This window comes from Brevinematia bacterium, from assembly GCA_039630355.1.
GTDB lineage: Bacteria > Spirochaetota > Brevinematia > DTOW01 > DTOW01 > SKYB106.
Genome location: JBCNVF010000026.1, coordinates 1 through 21441 on the forward strand (window position 1 = coordinate 1; position 21441 = coordinate 21441).

At 36.9% G+C, this 21441-nt stretch carries 21 protein-coding genes, 1 tRNA gene and 1 pseudogene; 8 read left to right on the plus strand and 15 right to left on the minus strand.

The annotated features are described in order from the left end of the window. The 4 genes from ABDH28_02070 to ABDH28_02085 form a co-directional block, all read left to right on the plus strand. Positions 1-852: NAD(P)H-hydrate dehydratase (locus tag ABDH28_02070; protein ID MEN2997813.1), on the plus strand; the 852-nt coding region annotated here is incomplete at its 5' end. 89 nt (positions 853-941) lie between these two features. Then, positions 942-1481 carry an NUDIX hydrolase gene (locus tag ABDH28_02075; GenBank protein MEN2997814.1) on the plus strand — a complete coding sequence of 180 codons (540 nt, stop codon included), beginning with the start codon at positions 942-944 and terminating at the stop codon, positions 1479-1481. Beyond that, positions 1471-1938, plus strand: a complete 468-nt coding sequence (locus tag ABDH28_02080) for a chemotaxis protein CheX (protein ID MEN2997815.1) — start codon at positions 1471-1473, stop codon at positions 1936-1938. Before ABDH28_02075 ends, ABDH28_02080 begins: the two co-directional genes overlap by 11 nt. 37 nt (positions 1939-1975) lie before the next feature. Beyond that, entirely contained in the window at positions 1976-2713 is a 738-nt protein-coding gene (locus ABDH28_02085; protein ID MEN2997816.1) for a hypothetical protein, read from the plus strand. On the opposite strand, the gene ABDH28_02090 is transcribed toward ABDH28_02085, so the two are convergent. The 5 genes from ABDH28_02090 to ABDH28_02110 all read right to left on the minus strand — a co-directional run bounded on the left by ABDH28_02090 (position 2682) and on the right by ABDH28_02110 (position 6664). After that, positions 2682-3050 carry a hypothetical protein gene (locus tag ABDH28_02090; protein MEN2997817.1) on the minus strand — a complete coding sequence of 123 codons (369 nt, stop codon included), beginning with the start codon at positions 3048-3050 and terminating at the stop codon, positions 2682-2684. The genes ABDH28_02085 and ABDH28_02090 overlap by 32 nt on opposite strands. A 12-nt stretch (positions 3051-3062) precedes the next feature. Continuing rightward, entirely contained in the window at positions 3063-4124 is a 1062-nt protein-coding gene (gene rfbB / locus ABDH28_02095) for a dTDP-glucose 4,6-dehydratase (protein MEN2997818.1), read from the minus strand. Next, on the minus strand, positions 4121-4990 hold the full coding sequence (rfbD, locus tag ABDH28_02100) for a dTDP-4-dehydrorhamnose reductase (protein ID MEN2997819.1): 870 nt from the start codon (positions 4988-4990) through the stop codon (positions 4121-4123). The genes rfbB and rfbD overlap by 4 nt, the downstream gene beginning before the upstream one ends. A 127-nt stretch (positions 4991-5117) precedes the next feature. Further along, complete coding sequence (locus tag ABDH28_02105) at positions 5118-6278, minus strand: hypothetical protein (GenBank protein ID MEN2997820.1); 1161 nt, start codon at positions 6276-6278, stop codon at positions 5118-5120. After that, on the minus strand, positions 6272-6664 hold the full coding sequence (locus ABDH28_02110) for a metal-dependent transcriptional regulator (protein MEN2997821.1): 393 nt from the start codon (positions 6662-6664) through the stop codon (positions 6272-6274). Before ABDH28_02110 ends, ABDH28_02105 begins: the two co-directional genes overlap by 7 nt. 208 nt (positions 6665-6872) lie before the next feature. Between ABDH28_02110 and smpB the strand changes: the two genes are divergently transcribed. Beyond that, positions 6873-7328, plus strand: a complete 456-nt coding sequence (gene smpB, locus ABDH28_02115) for an SsrA-binding protein SmpB (protein ID MEN2997822.1) — start codon at positions 6873-6875, stop codon at positions 7326-7328. Between the two features lie 3 nt (positions 7329-7331). On the opposite strand, the gene ABDH28_02120 is transcribed toward smpB, so the two are convergent. From ABDH28_02120 to ahcY, 3 genes are all read right to left on the minus strand, one after another. Further along, positions 7332-7403, minus strand: a tRNA-Thr gene (locus ABDH28_02120). Between the two features lie 9 nt (positions 7404-7412). After that, complete coding sequence (fusA, locus tag ABDH28_02125) at positions 7413-9503, minus strand: elongation factor G (GenBank protein ID MEN2997823.1); 2091 nt, start codon at positions 9501-9503, stop codon at positions 7413-7415. 351 nt (positions 9504-9854) lie between these two features. Continuing rightward, the gene (gene ahcY, locus ABDH28_02130; protein MEN2997824.1) at positions 9855-11108 is read right to left on the minus strand and encodes an adenosylhomocysteinase; all 1254 of its coding nucleotides are present in this window, start codon (positions 11106-11108) and stop codon (positions 9855-9857) included. Positions 11109-11389: 281 nt separating this feature from the next. On the opposite strand from ahcY, the gene ABDH28_02135 reads away from it, so the two are divergent. After that, positions 11390-12019, plus strand: coding sequence for a flagellar filament outer layer protein FlaA (locus ABDH28_02135; GenBank protein MEN2997825.1), 630 nt, complete (start codon positions 11390-11392; stop codon positions 12017-12019). A gap of 39 nt (positions 12020-12058) precedes the next feature. Continuing rightward, positions 12059-12802: a flagellar filament outer layer protein FlaA gene (locus ABDH28_02140; protein MEN2997826.1), complete on the plus strand. Its 744-nt coding sequence runs from the start codon at positions 12059-12061 to the stop codon at positions 12800-12802. A 63-nt stretch (positions 12803-12865) separates the two neighbouring features. Here ABDH28_02140 and ABDH28_02145 read toward each other — a convergent pair whose 3' ends face one another. The 7 genes from ABDH28_02145 to ABDH28_02175 all read right to left on the minus strand — a co-directional run bounded on the left by ABDH28_02145 (position 12866) and on the right by ABDH28_02175 (position 19518). After that, positions 12866-13648, minus strand: a complete 783-nt coding sequence (locus ABDH28_02145; GenBank protein MEN2997827.1) for a HesA/MoeB/ThiF family protein — start codon at positions 13646-13648, stop codon at positions 12866-12868. Positions 13649-13703: 55 nt separating this feature from the next. Continuing rightward, a complete protein-coding gene (locus ABDH28_02150; GenBank protein ID MEN2997828.1) occupies positions 13704-14426 on the minus strand; it encodes a segregation/condensation protein A in 723 nt (240 codons plus the stop codon). A gap of 12 nt (positions 14427-14438) precedes the next feature. Continuing rightward, entirely contained in the window at positions 14439-14924 is a 486-nt protein-coding gene (locus ABDH28_02155) for a DUF2062 domain-containing protein (GenBank protein MEN2997829.1), read from the minus strand. A 350-nt stretch (positions 14925-15274) separates the two neighbouring features. Beyond that, positions 15275-15664: a hypothetical protein gene (locus ABDH28_02160; GenBank protein MEN2997830.1), complete on the minus strand. Its 390-nt coding sequence runs from the start codon at positions 15662-15664 to the stop codon at positions 15275-15277. Continuing rightward, positions 15661-15990: an STAS domain-containing protein gene (locus ABDH28_02165; protein MEN2997831.1), complete on the minus strand. Its 330-nt coding sequence runs from the start codon at positions 15988-15990 to the stop codon at positions 15661-15663. Before ABDH28_02165 ends, ABDH28_02160 begins: the two co-directional genes overlap by 4 nt. Before the next feature lie 30 nt (positions 15991-16020). After that, complete coding sequence (locus ABDH28_02170) at positions 16021-18159, minus strand: SpoIIE family protein phosphatase (protein MEN2997832.1); 2139 nt, start codon at positions 18157-18159, stop codon at positions 16021-16023. A 3-nt stretch (positions 18160-18162) separates the two neighbouring features. Then, positions 18163-19518 carry a PP2C family protein-serine/threonine phosphatase gene (locus ABDH28_02175; GenBank protein ID MEN2997833.1) on the minus strand — a complete coding sequence of 452 codons (1356 nt, stop codon included), beginning with the start codon at positions 19516-19518 and terminating at the stop codon, positions 18163-18165. Positions 19519-19855: 337 nt separating this feature from the next. On the opposite strand from ABDH28_02175, the pseudogene ABDH28_02180 reads away from it, so the two are divergent. Beyond that, positions 19856-21441, plus strand: a pseudogene (locus ABDH28_02180) (flagellar biosynthesis protein FlhA).

The following is a 21441-nucleotide window of genomic DNA, read 5'->3' on the forward strand; positions in this document are numbered from 1 at the left end:
AGCATAAACTATCTCTCCGAGGATAGTGAAGTTTCTGTTCCGAAAAGAGAAGTAGATAGTAATAAGGGTAGTAATGGTAGGGTGGTTGTTATAGGTGGGAGTGAGAAGTATCTGGGTGCGTTAATGCTTGCTGTAAGAGGAGCTACTAAAACTGGTGCGGGGTATATAATTGCATTTGTTCTTGAGAAGTTCAATACTGCTTTAAAGGTTTTTGCTCCAGATGTAGTTTCAATTCCAGTTCCTTCGGGTGAACGGGGATATTTCTCTAAAGAAGATGCGGACTTTATACTAGGTTCTGGGATTATAAGAAAAGATGATGTGGTAGTTATTGGAAACGGGATAACAACACAAGAGAGCACTAGGGATTTCTTTGAGAAACTTGTCATGGGGTTGGATAACATTCTTGTAATAGATGCAGATGGGATAAATATTCTCTCGGAAAGACCAAATTTCTGGGGATCTTTACCTAATAAGGATAGGATAGTTCTTACACCTCACGTTGGAGAGTTTGCTAGACTAGTAAAAGCGGAGGTAAGTGAGGTTAGGGGTAGAGCCTTTCTTTTCGGAAGGGAGTTTTCCAGAACTTTTGGGGTTAATTTGGTTCTTAAGGACAATGTAAATTATGTATTTTTCTCGGATGGAGAAATATGGATATCGGATTTAAATACACCAGTTTTAGCTAGAGCTGGCACAGGAGATATACTGGCGGGGCTTGTAGGAGGTAATATTGCTTTTACTAAGAGTTTAAAAAAGGGGGTGACTTTAGGTGTAAAAATGCTGGGAGAGCTTGCTAGAAGGTGGGGAGAGGACGGATTTTATCCTACTCCATTGGAAATACTGTCTGGAGAATGAAAGTTCAGCTATCAATTTTGAAGTTAGAGTTTACTAAGTTTTGGTTTGAAACTTTAAAGCAGAGTTTTTTCTCATAAATAATATCAACCATGAATGAGGTTAGAGTAATAAAGAAGAGATTGATTTACCAAGGTAAGGCGTTTTCATTTTGTTCTGATGAGATAGAGTTTAATGACAAAGTAATGAGGAAAGACTATGTTCTTTACCCAGAAGCTGTGGCAATAGTTCCGGTTATAGGTCAGAATAAGTTTGTTCTAGTTAGGCAGTTTAGATATCCAGTAAATGATAGCGTTCTTGAGGTTCCTGCAGGAAAGTTAGAGCCGGGCGAAAGCGTTACAGATGGAGCTATAAGGGAGCTTGAGGAAGAAACTGGATATAAACCTAATAAAATTACAAAACTGTATGAATACTATCCTGCAGTGGGCTACAGCTCAGAGAAGATCCACATAGTTTTAGCCAGGGATTTGGAAAAAACTCAAAAGAGATTGGATGAGGATGAATTTACTGAAGTGGAGATTCTTGAGCACTCGGAGATTATGGATATGATAAGATGCGGTGTAATAAAAGATGCCAAGACTATAATTTCGTTTTTGCTGATTGAGCAATTCGGAGGTGTTTATGAGATTTGAGATCGTTAACCCTTTCGTAGATGCAATTGTTGAGACTTTCGCTAAGCTAGGTATAGAGATACATAAGGATAAAGTGAATTTAAAAACTGGTAAGAAAATAGAAAAAAAGATATCATTTCTTTTTAAGATAAAGAACGATTTCAGAGGTAGTGTAATATATGAGTTTGATGAAAAACTAGCTTACGAGACGATAAAGAAGATCTACCAAATAGATGAAGTTCCCAAGGATGAAGAACTTATGTTGTCTGGAATTGGAGAATTTGGCAATATAGTCAATTCAAGGCTTATGGAGATAGCTTATAGGAGAGGGTTAAACTATTCTATATCAAGTCCTGTATTTTACAGATACAAGGGAAGAGTTATATCTTATTCTTCGCCATGTGTTGAAGTAATGTTTGTGAGCAAGTATGGTGAAGTAATACTAAGTGTGGTATTTGATAAGTTCATTGCCGAGTGATAGGTAGAAAAGCTACTGACTTTCCGATTATTGTAGTATGCTGAAGTTATGGGTTTTTGCCGTAATACTGTTGCTTTTTACATCCTCGGTGCTGTTTCCGAGAGATGAAGATATCTCCAAAGCTATTAAACTTATCTCAGAGGGTAATTACTCTAATGCAGTAAAAATCCTTCTAGAGATTCCCAGAACACAGGCAAATGAGAGAAGTATAGATTACTACCTATGTGAGTCCTATTTTCTGATGGAGGACTTTGTCAATTCTCTTAAGTTTGGTGAGAGACTTGTTAAGAGGAAGGATGACTTTATCTACAAAAAGTCGCTTTATAACACCATATTTTCAGCTTATATGTTAAATGATTTTAGTAGGGTTTACCGTTATGGTAGTGAGTATTTGGAAAATATTGGTGACTCTCAGGGAGTTGAAACTTTGGTTCTGACGATGGTTTTTACGTCACTTCAATCTTTGGGTAAGGTTGAAGAAGCAAAATCTCTCCTTGGAAGATATCAAGACAAGTATATTAACTTGTATCATTCGCTGTTAAAGAGCCTAGAAAAGTTTGAGAAAGAAGATAGTAGGACTGAGAAGGGCCAAATTTCTGAGTATGAAAGAGTGAGAATTTACTCTGAAACTCTAAGGGATATACTTGATTCTCTAGAGAAAATTTCTTCAAAGAGGGATATGGAGATAGAAAAACTTAAAGATGTAATTGAACTATTGGAGCTTAAAGAAGAGGTTCTTAAGATCAAGAAATATCAGATGCTGATGAAAGAATGATATTTTCAATTCTTCTTACGATTTTTTCCATTTTCTCTACATCTACTGTCTTATACTCTTTGACAAGTTTATCTTTTCTGCGCACTAGGGTAACACAGACATTTATGAATTCCTCTTCTTCCTTGGAGATGATGTTCTTCTCCTTAAGAAGCTGAAGATAGCTGAATGCACGTGCTTGTGTTTTCAGTTCATTTAGCAAGATGAATTCTGCAAAATGTTTAAGGATTAGAGTGAGGATGTAAACAGAGTAGTAAGGTTGTTTTGAGTTAATAAGTTTTCTAAAAAGGGATATTTCGTACTTGATTGTTGAGACTATTGGTATTAGCAGATCGGTCATACGTTTTGGTTGTTATCTGTTAGAGTAGTTCTTTTCGTAGAATCTTAGGTATTCACCAGAGATTACATTCCTAACCCAGTCTAAGTTGTTCAGATACCAGTCTATTGTAATTTCTAAACCTTCTTCTATGGATACTGTGTGTTTCCAACCAAGTTCTCTGGTTATTTTAGACGGATCTATAGCATACCTTCGGTCATGTCCGGGGCGATCCTTGACGAATCTTATAAGTTCTTCAGTTATTTTGTTGTCTCCTACCTTTCTTCTAAGGATTTCAATAATTCTTCTTACTACGTATATGTTTTCTCTTTCGTTGTGTCCGCCGATGTTATAAACTTCTCCTATTTTGCCTTTGTCTATTACTAGCTCAAGTGCTCTACAGTGGTCTTCAACATAAAGCCAGTCTCTTATGTTTTTCCCGTCTCCGTAGACTGGTAGTTCTTTGTGGTTTAGTGCGTTCCATATCATAAGTGGTATAAGTTTTTCGGGAAACTGATAAGGTCCATAGTTATTGCAACATCTTGTTATTACTACGGGAAACCCAAATGTATCATAGTAGCTTTTGGCTATAAGGTCTCCACCGGCTTTACTTGCAGAGTAAGGACTGTGCGGATCAAGAGGTGAAAGTTCGGTGAAGTAGCCGTCTGGGCCTAGGGAACCGTAAACTTCGTCAGTAGAAACCTGAATAAACTTTTTGTTGTTTTTCCAGTTGCTACTACTGCTCCAAAAGTTCATAGCTACACTTAGGAGGGATTGCACCCCTAAAACATTAGTCTGGATAAATATATGAGGGTCAAATATTGATCTATCTACATGTGATTCTGCAGCAAAATTTACGACTACATCAAAGTCATATACATTGAAGAGATGGTTTACCAGTTCAGCGTTATTTATGTCGCCCTTAACGAAGATAAATCTTTTCTTCTCTTCTTCGGTAAGCTTGGAAAAGTTTTCAAGGTTACCTGCATATGTAAGTTTATCAAGTCCTACTATTAGACAGTCTTTGTGGGTTCTCAGGTAGTAGTAGACGAAATTTGTTCCTATAAAACCTGCACAACCTGTAACCAAAAGCTTCATATTCCATATTCCTCCTTGAGATAGGTGTAAACTGCTTCCTCCCAATGGGGGATTTCAAGGTTTATTACCTTCTTCAGGTTTGAAGGGTCAAGTTTTGAATAATTTGGTCTTTTTGCTGGGAGTTTAAAAAAAGATTGTTTTGCCTTATAAAGTTTTCCTTTCCAGTTAAGGGATTTTAGAACGAATTTTGCATACTCATACCTACTGCACTCTCCTTCATTTGAAAGGTGATATAGGCCGAAGGCTTTTTCTTTGAAGAGTTTCCATGAAGCTTTGACTATTGTTTCGGTGGAAGTGGGGGAAGAGATTTCGTCGGTTGCTACCTTTACTGTTCCGTTTTCACACCACTTAAGAAGTTTTTTTATGAAGTTTGTTTCTCCTCTACCAAAAACCCAGCTAACTCTAAGGCATATGTGTTTTTCCCAAATGTATCTTAGAAACTCTTCTCCTCCAAGTTTGCTCCAGCCGTATCTGCATATAGGCATGGGTTTGTCTTCTTCAGTGTAAGGTGTCCTCTTTTCTCCGTTAAATACATAGTCCGTGGAAAAGTGTATCATCGGAACGTTATATTTCCTGCAGATTAGGGCAAGGTTACTTACAGCAAAGGTGTTTGTTAACCATGCATTTCTAAATCCTTCCCCTTCAGCTTTATCAACATCGTTGTAAGCAGCACAATTTATGAGCAAATCTATAGCTTCATTTCTAAAAATTTCTTCCATCTTCTCTTGATTCGTAATATCTGCAGCCACAGTTTTGTTCTCTCTCTTCGTTCTACTTACTGGAATATATTGGATGTTATTTTGTTCAAAGAACTTCCTGAATTCGGTTCCTAGTTGTCCATACGCTCCCGTAAGTAGAATTTTCATAATTTTACATTCTAACATAAATAGCGCAAACTTCACAAATTTACTGAAATGTGTCCAATAAATTCCAAATTTCCATTAGGCAAGTGAGCAAGATTCTAAGCTTTTCTTACTTACCCTCATGAGTGTTTCATTCTATGACTTTAACAACTTCAAGAGTTATATCTTTAGATGTTGAAATTTTCCCTAGCACTGTGATAGTTTGTCCTACAAACCCTTCTAAGAAATTTCTCATTCTTGCCTTAATGAATCCCCTTATTACTGATTCACTTTTGCCGTAGATCACAAACGTAAACTCTGTGCTATTTTCGCCTTTTACCACATTTACTACCTTGCCTCTCCACATAACATAGACCCCGTCGTAGAGTATTGGTTTTGAGTTCACTTCTTCGTAGATAGGTTGCCAGTCTAGATTGACTTCAGGTTCTTCCATAAATGTTTTCAATACCTCAACTTTGTGTTTGACCTGAGTTGATGCATTTGAATTAAGAAGGTAGTTTGCTATGAATCTAGCTCTGTTTGAGTTACGGTTCTTTGATAATAGAACTCTGAGTTCGTTAAAGAGGGAAATGATCTCTTTATCAGATAGAATTATGTTGTTTGTGAGTATAGGTTTAGGTTCAATAAGTTTGGTTGCGGTATCTATTTCTATTCTACTTATGTTTCTTGAAATGGTATCAGTGTTATTGCTTTGATTAGGTTGAATCAACATTGGCGAAAATAGTAGATAAACAAATGCTGCACCTAGCACAACGATTAAAGTAGCTGTTGCTAACTTATGCTTAAGTATGAAGTTGACGAAGTTTAATAGTTGCTTTGTTCTAGATCTCAAGTTGGATTTAGTGGTTTTAGGCAGGTTTAGCACTAGAAATTCTTTTGGTTTTACAATGGATCTAAGAGTGGAGATGTCAGGAATTTCCGAAAATAAGGATAAATTTTTCTTTATTTTCTCTTTTGCATCACCTTGGGCGTAATATTCTGCGTCAAGTAGGTAATTGAGAGCAGCGGTTTTGTTGCCCTTAAAGATTTGAATATATCCCATAGCATTTAGAGTTTCAAAGTCCTCGGGGTAATTTTCTAGAATATCTTCTAAAATACGCTGTGCCTCTGGAATGTTACCAGTTCTTATTAAGGAAAAGGCGTAGATCTTCTTTATCAAGGTATCTATTTCACTTTCTCCTATTTCGTCAATTTCGTTATCTACAGTTGAGATTACTTTGCCAAATTCTCCAGAGTTGTAGAGATGGATAAGTTGATTTTTTATATCAGCTTTACTGGTTTTATCTACCATGGGTTACTTCTGAGATAGTGATCAATTTTTTGTACTACAACATCGTAAGTATCAGTGCATATCTCATCTGCTTGTTGTCTGGCGGTAGCTTCGTCTACCTTAAGGATGTCTACGAGGAATCTGTAAAGTATTGTGAAGTTGTAATGAAGTCTATCTGCGAGTGATTTACCTTTGACTGTGAATCTGACAAAGAAGTGTTTTTCGTAATTTACGTATCCCATGCTGGATAATTTCCGTAATGAGGAAGATACAGAAGACATTGATACATTAAGTTTGTTTGCAATATCACTGACTCTGACTATCCCCTTCTCGGCTTCTATCTCTGATATTGCTTTTAGATACTTCTTAAGTCCTCTACTAATTTCTCCATCTTTTTTTCTACTCATAAACAAAATTCTAAATGATGTAATGAGAGAATGTTAAATTTAAAGACCTGATGGTGATATGCCCTATCTGAGATGGTGTTACGAGTATGCTGAGGTTGTAAATGGAAGGGAAAAATTGTTTTGGTATTTGGGTGGACTGGATGTGGATTTTTTCGGTTTTGAAACTGAGTAGTAGGTTCAATTATAAAATTAGTGAGGATGGGTTGATATGGCTGTGGAGGTTGTTTCAACTAATAGGAAGGCGAGGAAGAATTACGAAGTGATTGATACTTATGAAGCAGGAATTGTGCTTGAGGGGAGTGAGATAAAGTCTGTGAGAGAACATAGTGTGAACATTGATGATGCTTTTTGTTTGGTGGAGGGTGGTGAGATATTTGTTCACAACATGCACATATCCCCTTACCATGCATCTAGTGTTTTTAGGCCTGATCCTAAAAGGAAGAGAAAGCTTTTGCTTCATAGGAAAGAGATTGATAGGATTTCTGGACAGGTTGCTAGGAAGGGTTTTGCACTGATACCTTTGAGGGTTTATATAAAGGATGGCAAGTGGTGCAAGGTTGAGATTGGTGTATGTAGGGGTAAAAAGGAATATGACAAGAGGGAAGAGCTTAAGAGGAAGGAAGTGGAGCTAGAGATGAGGAGGATAAAGGGATATAGGTTTTAAAGTAGCCGGCGGTGGGACTTGAACCCACGACCTACTCATTACGAGTGAGTTGCTCTGCCGCTGAGCTACGCCGGCATAAGTGTTCTAGCTCTCTTCTGATAGAACCCTAAGAGTTGGGATAGTATTATACAAGTTTTTTGGTAGAGGGTCATATTTTTCAAAAACCATTATGAAACTTGCTCGCCCTTGAGTTAGAGATCGCAGGGTAGTAGTATATCCGAATGTTTCGGATAGTGGTATGTGTGCAGTTATGATTCTGGTATTTCCCCTCTGGTCTACATTTATTATTTTGGCTCTTCTTGAGTTAAGATCTCCCAGTACATCTCCTAGATAATCATCGGGTGTTATTACATCAATTCTCATTATTGGTTCCAGAATGATCGGGTTTGCTTCGCTCATAGCCTGCTTGAATGCTTTTGAGGCTGCAATCTTAAATGCTATTTCTGAGGAGTCAACCTCATGGTAGGAGCCGTCAAATAGGGTAACTTGAACGTCAACTACTGGGTATCCTGCAACTACGCCACTCTCCATAGCCTCTTTTACACCAGCTTCAACAGCAGGAATGTATTCCTTAGGTATTCTACCGCCAACAATCTTATCAATAAACTTAAATCCGCTTCCCTTCGGCAGTGGCTCAATCTCAATAAATACATGTCCATACTGACCCCTACCTCCAGTTTGCTTAATATACTTGCCTTCTGCTCTAGCTTTAGTCTCAATAGTCTCTCTGTAGGCAACTTGCGGTTTCCCAGTATTGACTTGGACTTTAAATTCTCTGATCATTCTATCAACCATTATTTCAAGGTGTAATTCTCCCATTCCCATAATGAGGGTTTGGTTGGTTTCGGGATCTGTTTTTACCTTGAAGGTTGGGTCCTCTTCCTGTAGTTTTGCTAACACATTTGAGAGCTTGTCTAGGTCTTCTTTTGTTTTCGGCTCAACTGCAATGGCAATGACAGGTTCAGGAAATCTAATGGATTCAAGAACAATTCTTTCAGAGTTTTCTGTAGTCAAAGTGTCGCCAGTGGTTGTATCTTTAAGTCCTACTATTGCTACAACATTTCCCGCTCTTGCTTCTTCTATTTCTTCTCTTTTATTTGCATGCATAAGTAGTATTCTTGATACTCTTTCTTTTTTATCCTTAGTGGAGTTGTAAACATACATTCCTGATTTCAGAATACCTGAGTATATTCTAGTGAAAACTATTTTCCCCACATAAGGGTCTGTCATTACCTTAAATGCTAGGGCTGTGAAAGGTTCGGAGTCTAATGGTTTTCTTTCAATTATGCTATTATCTTCCTTATAGCACTTTACGGGTGGTAGGTCAAGAGGACTTGGCAGGTATTCCACAATGGCATCAAGAAGTGTTTGGATTCCTTTGTTTCTTAAGGATGTTCCTGCAACTACGGGAAATGCCTTTGTTTGAATTGTCAGTTTTCTTATCATCTTCTTGATGGTAGCAACATCTGGTTCCTTTCCCTCAAGATAAAGTTCTAGGAGTTCTTCGTCTTCTTCGCATACTGCTTCTATTAATTTATTTCTGTAGAATTCAACTTTTTCCTTTAGTTCTGGAGGAACATCTCCTACTCTGTATTCTTTACCAAGCTCATCTGTATCCCAGTATATACCCTTAACCTCAACAAGATCAACAACTCCTACAAAAGAAGATTCATGGCCTATTGGTATCTGCAGAGGTAGTGGTTTTACCCCAAGTTTCTGTTTTATTGATTCTAGGCACATGTAGAAATTTGCACCTACCTTGTCAAGCTTGTTGACATATATTATTCTGGGGACCTTATACTCATCCGCTTGCCTCCACACTGTCTCAGATTGTGGTTCAACTCCTTCACTGCCGTCAAGTATGGTAACCGCTCCATCAAGAACCCTCAAGGATCTCTGAACCTCAACAGTGAAATCTACATGTCCAGGAGTATCAATAAGGTTAATTCTATGATCTTTCCAAAAACAGGTTGTTGTAGCACTTGTTATAGTAATACCTCTCTCTCTTTCTTGGACCATCCAGTCCATCTCGGTATCCCCTTCGTGAACTTCACCCATTTTGTGGATTTTGCCAGTATAAAATAGTATTCTCTCGCTGGTAGTTGTCTTACCAGCGTCAATATGGGCGATTATTCCAATGTTTCTTATCCTTTCAATCGGTATAGCTTCTCCCATATTCACCCCTCTTTTGAGAAATTTTTCTGGAAATTATAAACTATAACTTAAGGATTTTGCTATTTCGCTCTAGCTGGTGCAATAGATTCCAATCTTCATTAAGTGAGTAATCAAGGCTCCAAGCTTTTTATTTACTTCCCTTGGTTTTAGACAGTGTTTGTCTTATCAAAAAGTTTCACTTCACACGAGTCTCTCTATTTGTTGAGAGGAGTATTTACTCAGTCCCGACAGGGACTGCGAAAAGAATAAGAAGAAAACAATGCTTAGTTGTTGAGTTTAAGACTTTATTACAATCTGGAGTAGTGAGAAGGTTGTTATCAAGTGGCATAGTAAGTTGAGGCAATTAGAGTATTATGTTCCTTCCGTCCAACTAGATAAGTATCTTTCTTGTTCTTCGGTAAGCTTATCAATTTCTATTCCCATGGATTTTAGTTTTAGTCTTGCTACTTCTCTGTCTATTTCTTCGGGAACGGGAAGAACCTTAGCTGGTAGTTTCCCTTGGTTTTTGACAATGAACTCGCAGGCAAGAGCTTGGTTACTGAAGGACATGTCCATTACGCTTGAAGGATGCCCTTCAGCGTTTGCTAAGTTTACGAGTCTTCCTTGGGCTAAAATGTATACCTTCTTACCGTTTACAGAGTATTCAGTCACACCTGATCTAATCTCAGTTTTGTTCTCTGCCAGTGATTCAATAGTGCTTAGATCTATTTCAACGTCAAAATGTCCTGCGTTAGATATTATTGCTCCATCCTTCATATGAAGGATATGTTCTCTGGTTATCACATTTTTATTTCCTGTGACAGTAACGAAGAAGTCACCTATTTTTGAAGCTTCTTTCATGGGCATAACTTCAAATCCGTCCATGACTGCTTCTAAGGCTTTGATTGGATCTACTTCCGTTACAATTACTCTTGCTCCCATGCCTCTAGCTCTCATAGCAACTCCCTTGCCACACCAGCCATATCCTGCAACAACGAAATACTTTCCGGCGATGAGTCTGTTGGTGCTTCTCATGATTCCATCTATTGTGCTTTGCCCTGTGCCATATCTGTTGTCAAAGAGATGTTTAGTCATTGCATCGTTTACAGCAATTATTGGATACTTTAGGACATTGTTTTTCTCCATTGCTCTTAACCTTATCACACCCGTTGTTGTTTCTTCTGTGCCACCTATGACATTAGAGATCAGTTCCTGCATTTCCGAGTGGAGGGTAGAAACAAGATCTGCGCCGTCATCTAGAGTGATGTTTGGTTTTCTTTTCAAGACTTCCCTTATGTGATGGTAGTATGTATCTCTCTCTTCGCCCTTGATTGCGAAGACGGGAATTTCAAAGTGTCTTACCAATGAAGCAGCAACATCATCTTGGGTTGATAAGGGATTTGATGCGCAGAGGAAAACTTCTGCTCCGCCTTGCTTAAGAGTTACAACAAGGTTTGCAGTTTCGGTAGTAACATGTAGGGCTGCGCCTATCTTTACTCCAAGAAGTGGCCTCTCCCTCTTAAAACGCTCTCTAATGATTCTCATAACCGGCATATCTTGATATGCCCATAGTATTTTTCTGTATCCAACATCTGCTAGGTTTATATCCTTTATGTGGTATTCCATGCCTTTACCCGTTATGAAGTTGTTATAGTTTGCTGGAGTATTTATATTCCGCCTTCTCAGAATATCATCTCCAGCAGGCAGTATTTGAGCCGATGTCTAATTATTATATATGATAGTTGCATTTTCAAGTTGCCAAACGTTGTAACCGAAATTTACAATTAGGTTTGGAGGCTTGTATGGGACACCTAACGAGGGTTATTATTTTGTTGGGTCTGATTTTTACTATTAACACTTCGTTATTTCCTTTTGGTTTCACAGAAGTAGGGAGAAGGACTGTAAATATGCAGACGATTTTAATCTCTGATTTTGGTGATGAGTATGATAAATCCAAGGATATTGAATGGAGTGCTAATTTCTCATTTTTTGCTCCAAGGATAAAAGATCCCCAGACTGGTGAAGAGGTTATAGATAAGGCATATTGTGACTATAAATACTTTCCTGGACATCCGTCAGGTCTGCTTGAGGCAGTAATGGCTAAGCAGACTAATGTTTTTGGTATTAAGGCTGCATATTACAGAAAGGGATTCAACTGGATAGATGTAGTTCCTAACAAACCCATAAGTTTTGTAGGAGTTGCGAAAACCATAGATTTCTGGGTATGGGGTGGGAATTATAATTGGGTTATGGATATATATGTTAAGGACTATAAGGGATATACCTATAGAATAGAAGCTGGTAGTATAAAACATGTTGGTTGGAAGAATTTTTTGGTTTCTATTCCTAATTATATACCTCAGTATGAACCTTATGTTCCTTTTACGAGACCTTTGAGTCTTGTGAAAATGAGGCTTACTGCTGCGCCGACTGAGAGGGCGGATAAGTTTTATGTGTATTTTGACTACCTACAGCTTCAGACGGATGTTTATATGGAGAGGTTTGATGGTGATGATCTTGGTAAAATTGCTTGGTAGTTTTTAGTTTTTTCCGATTATTGTAAGGAGGGTAAATTTATGAGGAGAGTAATTGCTATTTTTTTGATAGTTTTGTTTATGACAGTTGGTGGAATAGCGTATTCTCAGCAACAGCCTCAGGCACAGCAAGAGGAAACATCTGAGTACCTTAAGGGTTTTAGGATTTTAGGGGAACCTACTGAAGCGGAAATAAAGGATACTGCGAAACAGATGATTCAACCAGTACTTGTTGAAGATTTTGAGGTTCCTGGGGATTGGGAGGCGAAGATTTCAAGAGATTTTGGGATTGTTTCTTTCATGACAAGGGATGGATTTCCGAGAGCTCTTGCTAGTATAAAAGATAAGAATAATAAGGTTTTGGGAGTAAAGGTTAACTTCTTCAAAAGAGGGCCTGCAGAGATATTAGTTAGGCCTGTAAGGCAAATAAAAATACCGGGTATCACCAAAAAGATAAAGTTTTGGGTTGTTGGTAGAAACTATATTCATACTATTAAGATCTTAGTTAAGGATTATATGAATAGAGAGAAAGAGATAACAATAGGAAAGCTCAATTTTTCGGGATGGAAATTGCTTGAAGTCAACATCCCCGAGTTTATAGAGCAAGAAAACTATAAAGTATCTGAGGAGAGAGGATTGTCTCTAACGGGTATAAAGGTTGTTTGTGATATGAACGATATAGTTCCTGGAAGACCTTTCTACATATACTTTGACTACCTTACCGCAGAAACTGATCTGTTTGTTGAGAAGTTTAGGGAAGTTGATGATATGGTTGATTTGTGGTAGTTTGTATATACTATTTTTAGGACGGTGACACGCTAAAATAAGTTATTTGGGTTACAAACTAGTTCATAGGTTTTTTATCTTTAAGTTCTTGTTGCATAGTGGACAAGAGGAATTTTTCTTGATAGTGAATATACTAAATTTTGCCTTTAGAGCTTCATACACCAGTAGTTTCCCTACAAGAGATTCTCCAATACCTAATATGACTTTTATAGTTTCCGTTGCTTGGATAGTTCCGATGACTCCTGCTACTGAACCTAGAATTCCCCTTTCTCTGCAAGATGTGGTTAATTCAGTAGAAGGTTCTTCGTATATGCATCTGTAGCAGGGAGTATTTTCACCTGGGATAAAGACACTGACTTGTCCTGTGAATTCTGAGACTGCTCCATGCACAAGTGGTTTTCCTAAAAGATAGGAAGTGTCGTTTAGTAGTAATCTGGTCTGTAAGTTGTCTGTGCAATCTATGATTACATCATATTTGTTCACTATCTCAGTTGCATTTGTGGCATCTAAAAAGGTTTTGAATAGCTCTACCTCAGTTTCAGGGTTTAGAGCGTTTATCTTCTTTTTTGCTAGTTCTCCTTTGTGGACACCAATGTGTTGACTGTCGTGTATGATCTGTCTTTGCAGATTTGATAGTTCAACAACGTCGTTTTCTACTATTCCTATCTTCCCTATCCCTATGGCAGATAGATAGTACATAACTGGAGAACCTAGCCCCCCAGCCCCAACTACTAGCACCTTGCTACTGAGTAATTTCTTTTGTCCTTCTATTCCAATTCCCTCAAGTATTATATGCCTTGCATATCTAAGCATTTGGTCGTTCGTGAGTGTAACTTCCTTTTCCATATATCCCTCATAATATACTTTTTGCAGGATTGTAGTCAAGTCTGAGAGAAGAAGTCTACAAAACTTTTACTCCGTTTCTCCTTAATACCAGAATATCACTAAAGTTTCTCTTTTGCTCAAGAGAGGTTATCTCAGATTTTGTGGTTTCAAGGATTGCCATAAACGAGGCTATTACTTGGGCAATGGGTTGAGATATTACAAGTTCTGAGAAGTTAAATGAATGCCTAATTTCCAAAAGTTTCTTTATTTCTTCTATTTTACTAGAAACACTGACTTCGTATTTTTTTAATTGGAATTTTCTGTCCCTCTGTGTGTTGATAAAATATTTTACTGCTAATCTCACTATATCATCAACTGAGTATTGCCTTGTCCGTGCTATATTTCTTTTGGTAAGCTTAGAGAACATCATCTTTCTCTCTTTTCTTTTCATTTTTAGAAAAACTCCTGCTTCTCTAAACTTCTTTATAACCTTAAGTTGAGATAAAAGGTTTTCTGTTTCTTCTTCTATCTCTTTGCTTGTGTGTTCAAGGTTATTTGACAATGCAGATGCTTTGAGATACACTAAAATTGAGGCAATTCTTACAAATTCTGCCGATGTTTTTAGGTCTGGCTTGTGGAACTCGGAAAACTCTAGAAACTGATCTACAATCTTAAGAAGGGATATTTTTGTTATGTCAAGTTTATTCTTGACTATGAGGCAGAAGAGTAGTCCTAGGGGGCCTTCAAATTCGTCAATTTTCACGTTCATTTCTATTTCTATCAACTGCTCAGGTTGCATTTCTCTAAGTACTTAAGAATGATACTGGGTATTTTGGTTACTTTTCAAATTGCTTTTGGATGACCTGTATATCTCTATGAGTAGGTATATAGTGATGTAGCTTATGAATCCGCATACAACTGAAAGAATTATATTCCCTACAAGATAAGATATCCCGAATCCGAGGAGGTTTTGAATAACATTCTTCTCGGAGAAGTTGATTCCAATTTTAGTTATCAGTTCCCCAACTTTGTAACTGCTTGCTACCCAAAACGGCACAAGAAGTGGATTGTTTATCAAACTTCCTACTAACGCTGAGAAGATGTTAAATCTGATTATGAAAGCCAAGGTTGCTACTATCAGTGCTCCAAAACCAAAAGTAGGTAATATGCCAATAGATACACCCAAAGCGAATCCTAGTGATATCTGATGTGTTGAATCTCTGAGGTGGAAAAGTTTTTTAAAACTTACAAATATCCAGCGGAAGAATTTACCGATAGGCGTGTATTTGAGTTTCATCCTAAATACTAATTTTAATCTCAAATTCTAGTGAATTGCAACTGAAATTTGGTTAACAGAATGAATTCCAATTTCCATTAGGTGAGAAAGTTTGCTACCTACTCTCTTTGTTTCTGGGTAGCATTCGTCAGTTACAAATTTTGCCTTACGCCAAGTTTTTAGGTGCTTATCAAGAAAGTATTTGCCCAGAGGAACTGCAGAGAAAAGGCTATATCCGCCTACAAGTTTTAGGCTTTATTGTGGTTAACAGAGATCTAGATGATAGGATTAATGGTTGACAGGTTGGCTTGATAAAAGCCTGATTTGTAGGTAATATTATGTGAAATTCTTTTACAATAGGAAGAAAGATATCAATCTTTTACATGGATAAGGATCTTCACACACTCGTTGCTGTATTTATATAGCACCGATGACGAAAGGTTATGATACATTATTACTCCCAGTCCTCTGTATCTCTTATCTGCGTTGCTAAAGTATATTTTAGTGTTTTCTATTTTATCTATGAATAGTTCAAACTCTTTAGATCTGAAGATAACAAGTATCGTTGTTCCGCTTACTTTATTTCTAATGCTGATAGTGACACTTTTAGTTTTGGAATAGTGGTTGACGTTTTCAAGTATCTCTGTTAGGATTATTGTGGTCTTTAGTTTTGTTTTTTCGTTTAGATTGAGTGTTTTTACAGTTTGTGCGATAGTGTATATGGAATCTGGATTATTTTCCAATGACATTACATATTTCATTTTATCTCTGCTAGAGAGTGGATGATGTTGAACATCTCTTTAAAGCCTGTTGCTTCTATAGCTTCTTTTGCTATCGGAGAGGGTGTTAGGACATACACCTTAAATCCTTTTTCTTCTCCTTTTTCTATTGCATACATTATAGTTCCCAGTCCTGCAGAGGATAGGTTGTCAACTTCGCTTAAATCAATACAGACGCTCTTTTGTTCAATTGCACTGTACAATTGTTTTTGAAAGTCGTCGTAAGTGTAAGAGTTTACACTCCCTTTCAGTTTAATTAAATAGTATTTACCTTTGTCAGAGACCTCAATATTTAACTTCTTTTCCATAGTTAAACCTCCTCTATAATAATAATATTTTTATGGTCTTTTAAAGACAAGTAAGCTGACATCGTCCTTTATTTGCCTGTTTGAAAATTCATACCAACTGTCAAATATTCTCGTTAGTATCTCGCTTGACTGTTTATCATTATATTGCTTAATTATTTTTTCTACCAGGGATAAGTTGAATTTAGTTCCATCAATTGCTGTTGCTTCAGTAAAACCATCTGTTGCAATAGCTATGATATCTCCTTTTTCAAAGGAGACCTTTTTTACATCAATTAATTTTGAAATATCCTTGACAAACCCTAGTATTTTACCTTCTCCTTGAATTTGAGATATACTGTGAGTTTTTGATGAGTAATGCCACATTACAGGTATTCCATTGTTTATAAAAAATATGCTATTTTGGGAGATATCAGCAACTATGAAAACACCACTGAAAAATGTTCCCTTGGGTAGGTTCTCTTTTATTATTATATTAAGCTCGGCTATTATATTTTTGAATTTGATTTTTTTTCTGATGAGTGTTCTAATGGAAGATTTTATTACAATCATTGACATACTCGCTGTTATTCCTTTTCCAGATATATCTCCGACTATTATCATATACTTCTCTTTTGATAGAGGTATTATATCAACGAAATCTCCACCTAATCCACTACTTGATCTTGTTATGAACTCTAAGTCTAAGATGTTTTTACTTGGTTTGTAAACACCAGAAATCATAGTTTCTATTATTGATTTACTCATTTCTATTTCTCTATTTACTACTAGGATTGATTTTTGTTTTCTTTGGTTCTTTAGTATGTATCCAATGGTGAATAGGTTGGTATATATTTGGTTAATGGCATTATAATCGTAGTCATCGTAAGGAGAACCGTTTTCTTTTTCCCCAAGAGATAAGATCATTATGATATGTTCTCCGTCTTTCACAAGAACTATAGCTTCGGATTCTAACCCCCTAAGCATATTCCCTACTGTGTGCTCGTTTCGCCTCAGTATAGGATCAGATAGTATCTCTGACATGAAGAAGATATTTTTATTTTTGTATGAGAGCAGGATGCTGAGAGCTTTGTCCGTTTTGTCAAGGCTTTTCGTCACATTGTTTTCTGAAAAAATATTCTCCAAGATTCCTATCTCATTTTCAATGAATATGTTTATCTTTGAGGAGGATATGTTATCCTTGATTGCTTTGACAAGGTTTTTAACTATTTCGTCTTCGGGTTTAGTAAGGTCAATGGAAGATATATTCTTTTTCAGAATATCAAGATAGTGAGATTTGAATTTAAGTATTTCCCTAACATACTGTTCTAGATACTTACTTAGGGCAAGTATTGCTAGAAATGATACTAGTGCTACTACTGGTAATAAGTCTGGAGGTATGGTAGTTTGCTTTGACAAAGCGTTGAATACTATTCCACCCAAAGTGCCGATTATTGCTGTGAATATCAATATTACGGTGGTGTTGTAGATACCTGATGATATGTTAAGTAACTTAGTTCTAGTTACGGCGAAGATTAGCGTTCCTGCTAAGATAAAGCTTGGTAAAGGTGATAGGTAGTAAAACCTAAATGTTTTGAAAACTAAAGGTATGATCATTGCTATCACCACAGCTATAAGTAGAGATAAGGAGGTTCCGATCACTATTGTGACTATTTGTAACTTGTATATCTTCTCTTGTGTTTTAGTTGCCCTTACTATGCCTATTATAGTTGATACTATTAATAGAAGCGATGCTATCAAGGAGTATAGAGAGTAATACTTACCTTCAAGTCTGTATAATATTCCCTCTTTTGATGTTACCCCTGCGATTATTAAGTTCGTGGAGAATAGTAGGTATAGAGGTATAACTGCTATTATTGCAAGTATTATATCAACTATTAAGAGGTTGTGTTCCTTTGGGAATGTTAAGATTAGCCTGAACACTAATAAGTTGGCTATTACCATTAGAGCCGAAGTTGTCCTTAAGGATATGTTTGTTATATCGAACAACTGTAATTTGGCTGTATCCCAGGACACTGATATAAAAAGGGCCATAAGTGATGCCAGAAGTACTATTAGAACAACTAATCTAGTGTTTGTTGATTTGAGTACTTCAGGGTTCTTAATTACAAAAAACCAAGTTATTGCCTGTAGTACCAGAAATGATACATACCCAACCAATGCTTCTGTCATAAACTATCTCCTTTTTATTAGTATGTATGTTATGTCATCAGTTTGCTTAGAGTTTAAAGTGAAGTTCTGGATATCTTGGTTTATGTTATTTGCTATTTCGCTTGAAGATAGTTTGGAAGATTCTAGCAATATCTTTTCCAGTCTATCTGTGTTTTGGTATTCAACGTTTTGAGAGTTTCTTGCTTCTACAAGGCCATCGGAGGCTATAAGTAGTATATCGTTTTCTTTCAGTTGGATTTTAGTGCTTTCATACTCTGGTAAATCTATTATACCTAGAATAGGAAGATTCGGGGGAAAAGTTTTTATTTCGTTGTCTCTTACCAGCATAGGTTTTGGCATAGCGCAGTTTATGAATTCAATTGTGCTATTTTCAGTGTGGTATCTTCCAACAAATAATGTTGTATACTTTCCCTCAAATTCCAAATCTTTTATGACTCTATCAACTTCGTATACAAGTTCTTTAAGAGAGTTTTCCTTGTTTATCTTTATTGCATTTACTATAACAGCCATAAGAAGTGAAGCATTTAGTCCCTTACCTGAAACATCTCCTATTGCAAATAGGTATTCTTTTCCATCGCCGGTGGGCAATATGTAGTAGTAATCTCCACTTACGTTTACAAGTGGTTTAAAGAAAACACTTACATCCAAACCTTCTATTTCAGGTATTTTTTCTGGTAAAAAGAACCTTTGAACTTGTGATAGTAGTTCCCACTCGTGTGTAAGTGCTGATACTTCAAACATTTTCTCAACTATGTTTCTCCTAGCTACGAAATCTTTTAATCTGTCATATATACTTTCTATTATTCCTTTATTTACTAAGGGAAAATACTTTGAAACGATGTATATTGTTATATCATCACTGGTTATAGAGACACCTACTTCATACTTTGGCTTATCACTGAAGAGTTGGTCATAAGTTATAAACTTTATTCCTTCAGGTTTTTCAATAGATATTATGTTTCTTACAACAGTTTCATTCTCTAGTAGTCTAGAGGGGGTTTTGTATATTACTTTGCCTCTCTCCTCTAGTATTACCAAAAATCCTGCTTCTATTTCAAGGTATTTCCTTATATTTTCTACTAATCCATCGTTTGTTATTGTTAACTCTAGGTAATTTGAGAAATTGGATACAGGTTCATTCCATCTGTTTTTTAGTATAAAACCTGAGGATATTCTGTAAATTGTGGATGATAGATAGTTAAAAGTGAAGTATAGAACCGTTATTGATAAACCGTTTATGATGATGAACTGGATTGTGTTTAGATTTTTTGTGAAGTTGAATATGATGTAGAATACTGAGAATACTAGTAGTGTAGATATTCCAAGAGAGATGTATTTCAATAACTTAAAACTTCTCATTCTCAATACCAATTCTAACAGAACTTTACTTAAAGTTCAATATACTAAACTTCAGCAATGAGCTCCAATTTCAATTGGTGAGTAAGCAAGATTCTGAACTTTTTGCGCTCTTACTCACTCACTTTGGTTCTAAAGGGTGTTTATTGGTTACAGACTTACTGTGGTGTTTTATAGCTACATAGTGGTGTGTAAGGAGCGTTGGATATTGAAAGAGAGAGGTGATGTCTTTAAAATTAATCATTGAGGAGTAGGAGGGGAGCTTTAGTTGAATTTAGCTTCAGGGCGTTTTCCGATTGACATAGCGGTTGTAGTTGTTTCTGTTTTTGCAGTAGTAATGATGGTTATTCCTCTTCCTTCGTTTCTTCTAGACGCTCTTATTGCACTCAATATCACTATAACGCTGGGTGTATTTTTGACAACATTTTATGTTAAAAAGCCAGCTGATTTTTTTGTTTTCCCTACGATTTTACTTATTGTGACTATATTTAGGATAGGACTCAATATTTCCACAACGAGGGCTATTCTTTCAAAGGGTGCAGGTCTTGATGTTGAGATAATAAAGGCTTTTGGAAACTTTGTTGTTGGTAATAATGTTGTTATAGGTTTGGTTATATTCATAATTTTGGTAGTAGTGCAACTTATTGTTATCACTAGAGGTGCGGTTAGAGTATCTGAGGTTGCAGCAAGGTTTACGCTAGATGCATTACCAGGGAAACAGCTTAGTATAAACGAAGATCTCAATGCAGGGCTTATAACTGAGGATGAGGCAAGGAGACGTCGTCAGGAACTTAGGATGGAAGCTGACTTTTATGGAGCTATGGATGGTGCGTCTAGATTTGTTCAAGGTGATGCAATAGTTGCTGTTATAATTGTGTTTGTAAATATAATTGGTGGTTTGATAGTGGGGACAGTGTTTAGGGGGGAAGATATAAGCAGTGCTATAAGAAATTATATTCTCTTCGCTGTAGGTGATGGTATATCTACGCAAATACCAGCGCTTCTTATGTCTACTGCTACAGGTATAGTTGTCACACGCTCTGCTGCAGGGGAGGACTTTGGTAAAGATGTGGTCAAACAACTAACTATACAGCCGAGGATAATGTATATTACTGGTGGGTTTTTAGCAATTCTTGGGATATTACCAGGCTTTCCAACGTTACAGCTTTTTGCTATTGGTGGAGGTTTGGTTTGGCTTGGTGTAACTATGGAAGTTAGGCTTAGAGAAAAGGAAGAGAGAGAGCGTATTGAGAAGGAGAAGGAGAAGAAAGAGAGGCAGATTGAGACAATTGAAGAAGTTCTGTCTGTTGAGCCGATGGAGATAGAAATAGGGTATAATCTGATACCACTCGTTGATAAGGAACAGGGAGGTGATCTTGTTGATAGGATAAAGCTGATAAGGCGGAGAATTGGGCAGGAACTCGGGGTGCTTGTCCCTCCTATAAGAATAAAGGATAATGTTTCTCTTGACCCTAATGAGTATGTTGTTAAGATAAGGGGGGTAGAGGTTGGTAGATACAAGGTATATCCTGATAGACTGATGGTTATAAATCCTCCTAAGGAGTTTAGTGTTCAAGGAATAGATGTTGTGGAACCTGCGTTTGGTTTACCAGCAAGGTGGATAACGCTGGATAATAAAAACAGGCAGAAGGCCATGGACTTGATGTGTTTGATGCTATTTCTGTTGTTGCTACGCACCTAACAGAACTAGTGAAGGAACATGCTAGTGACTTCCTTGGAAGACAGGAGGTTAAAAACATTCTTGATACTCTGAAGACTTCTTTTCCCGCGGTTGTGGATTCAGTTGAGCCGAGCAAGAATTTAGGTATAGTGCAGAAGGTTTTGCAGAACTTACTAAGAGAGGGTGTTTCTATTAGAAACATTGTTCCAATCCTTGAAGTGGTAGCAGATTCTTTGGAATATACC

Coding starts and splice junctions, on each gene's coding strand:
- ABDH28_02080 (MEN2997815.1), top strand. CDS start 1,471: ATGAGATTTGAGATCGTTAACCCTTTCGTAGATGCAATTGTTGAGACT.
- ABDH28_02175 (MEN2997833.1), bottom strand. CDS start 19,518: ATGAGAAGTTTTAAGTTATTGAAATACATCTCTCTTGGAATATCTACA.
- smpB (MEN2997822.1), top strand. CDS start 6,873: ATGGCTGTGGAGGTTGTTTCAACTAATAGGAAGGCGAGGAAGAATTAC.
- ABDH28_02155 (MEN2997829.1), bottom strand. CDS start 14,924: ATGAAACTCAAATACACGCCTATCGGTAAATTCTTCCGCTGGATATTT.
- ABDH28_02110 (MEN2997821.1), bottom strand. CDS start 6,664: ATGAGTAGAAAAAAAGATGGAGAAATTAGTAGAGGACTTAAGAAGTAT.
- fusA (MEN2997823.1), bottom strand. CDS start 9,503: ATGGGAGAAGCTATACCGATTGAAAGGATAAGAAACATTGGAATAATC.
- ABDH28_02075 (MEN2997814.1), top strand. CDS start 942: ATGAATGAGGTTAGAGTAATAAAGAAGAGATTGATTTACCAAGGTAAG.
- ahcY (MEN2997824.1), bottom strand. CDS start 11,108: ATGGAATACCACATAAAGGATATAAACCTAGCAGATGTTGGATACAGA.
- ABDH28_02165 (MEN2997831.1), bottom strand. CDS start 15,990: ATGGAAAAGAAGTTAAATATTGAGGTCTCTGACAAAGGTAAATACTAT.
- rfbB (MEN2997818.1), bottom strand. CDS start 4,124: ATGAAGCTTTTGGTTACAGGTTGTGCAGGTTTTATAGGAACAAATTTC.
- ABDH28_02160 (MEN2997830.1), bottom strand. CDS start 15,664: ATGAAATATGTAATGTCATTGGAAAATAATCCAGATTCCATATACACT.
- ABDH28_02135 (MEN2997825.1), top strand. CDS start 11,390: ATGCAGACGATTTTAATCTCTGATTTTGGTGATGAGTATGATAAATCC.
- ABDH28_02150 (MEN2997828.1), bottom strand. CDS start 14,426: ATGCAACCTGAGCAGTTGATAGAAATAGAAATGAACGTGAAAATTGAC.
- rfbD (MEN2997819.1), bottom strand. CDS start 4,990: ATGAAAATTCTACTTACGGGAGCGTATGGACAACTAGGAACCGAATTC.
- ABDH28_02140 (MEN2997826.1), top strand. CDS start 12,059: ATGAGGAGAGTAATTGCTATTTTTTTGATAGTTTTGTTTATGACAGTT.
- ABDH28_02145 (MEN2997827.1), bottom strand. CDS start 13,648: ATGGAAAAGGAAGTTACACTCACGAACGACCAAATGCTTAGATATGCA.
- ABDH28_02105 (MEN2997820.1), bottom strand. CDS start 6,278: ATGGTAGATAAAACCAGTAAAGCTGATATAAAAAATCAACTTATCCAT.
- ABDH28_02170 (MEN2997832.1), bottom strand. CDS start 18,159: ATGACAGAAGCATTGGTTGGGTATGTATCATTTCTGGTACTACAGGCA.
- ABDH28_02090 (MEN2997817.1), bottom strand. CDS start 3,050: ATGACCGATCTGCTAATACCAATAGTCTCAACAATCAAGTACGAAATA.
- ABDH28_02085 (MEN2997816.1), top strand. CDS start 1,976: ATGCTGAAGTTATGGGTTTTTGCCGTAATACTGTTGCTTTTTACATCC.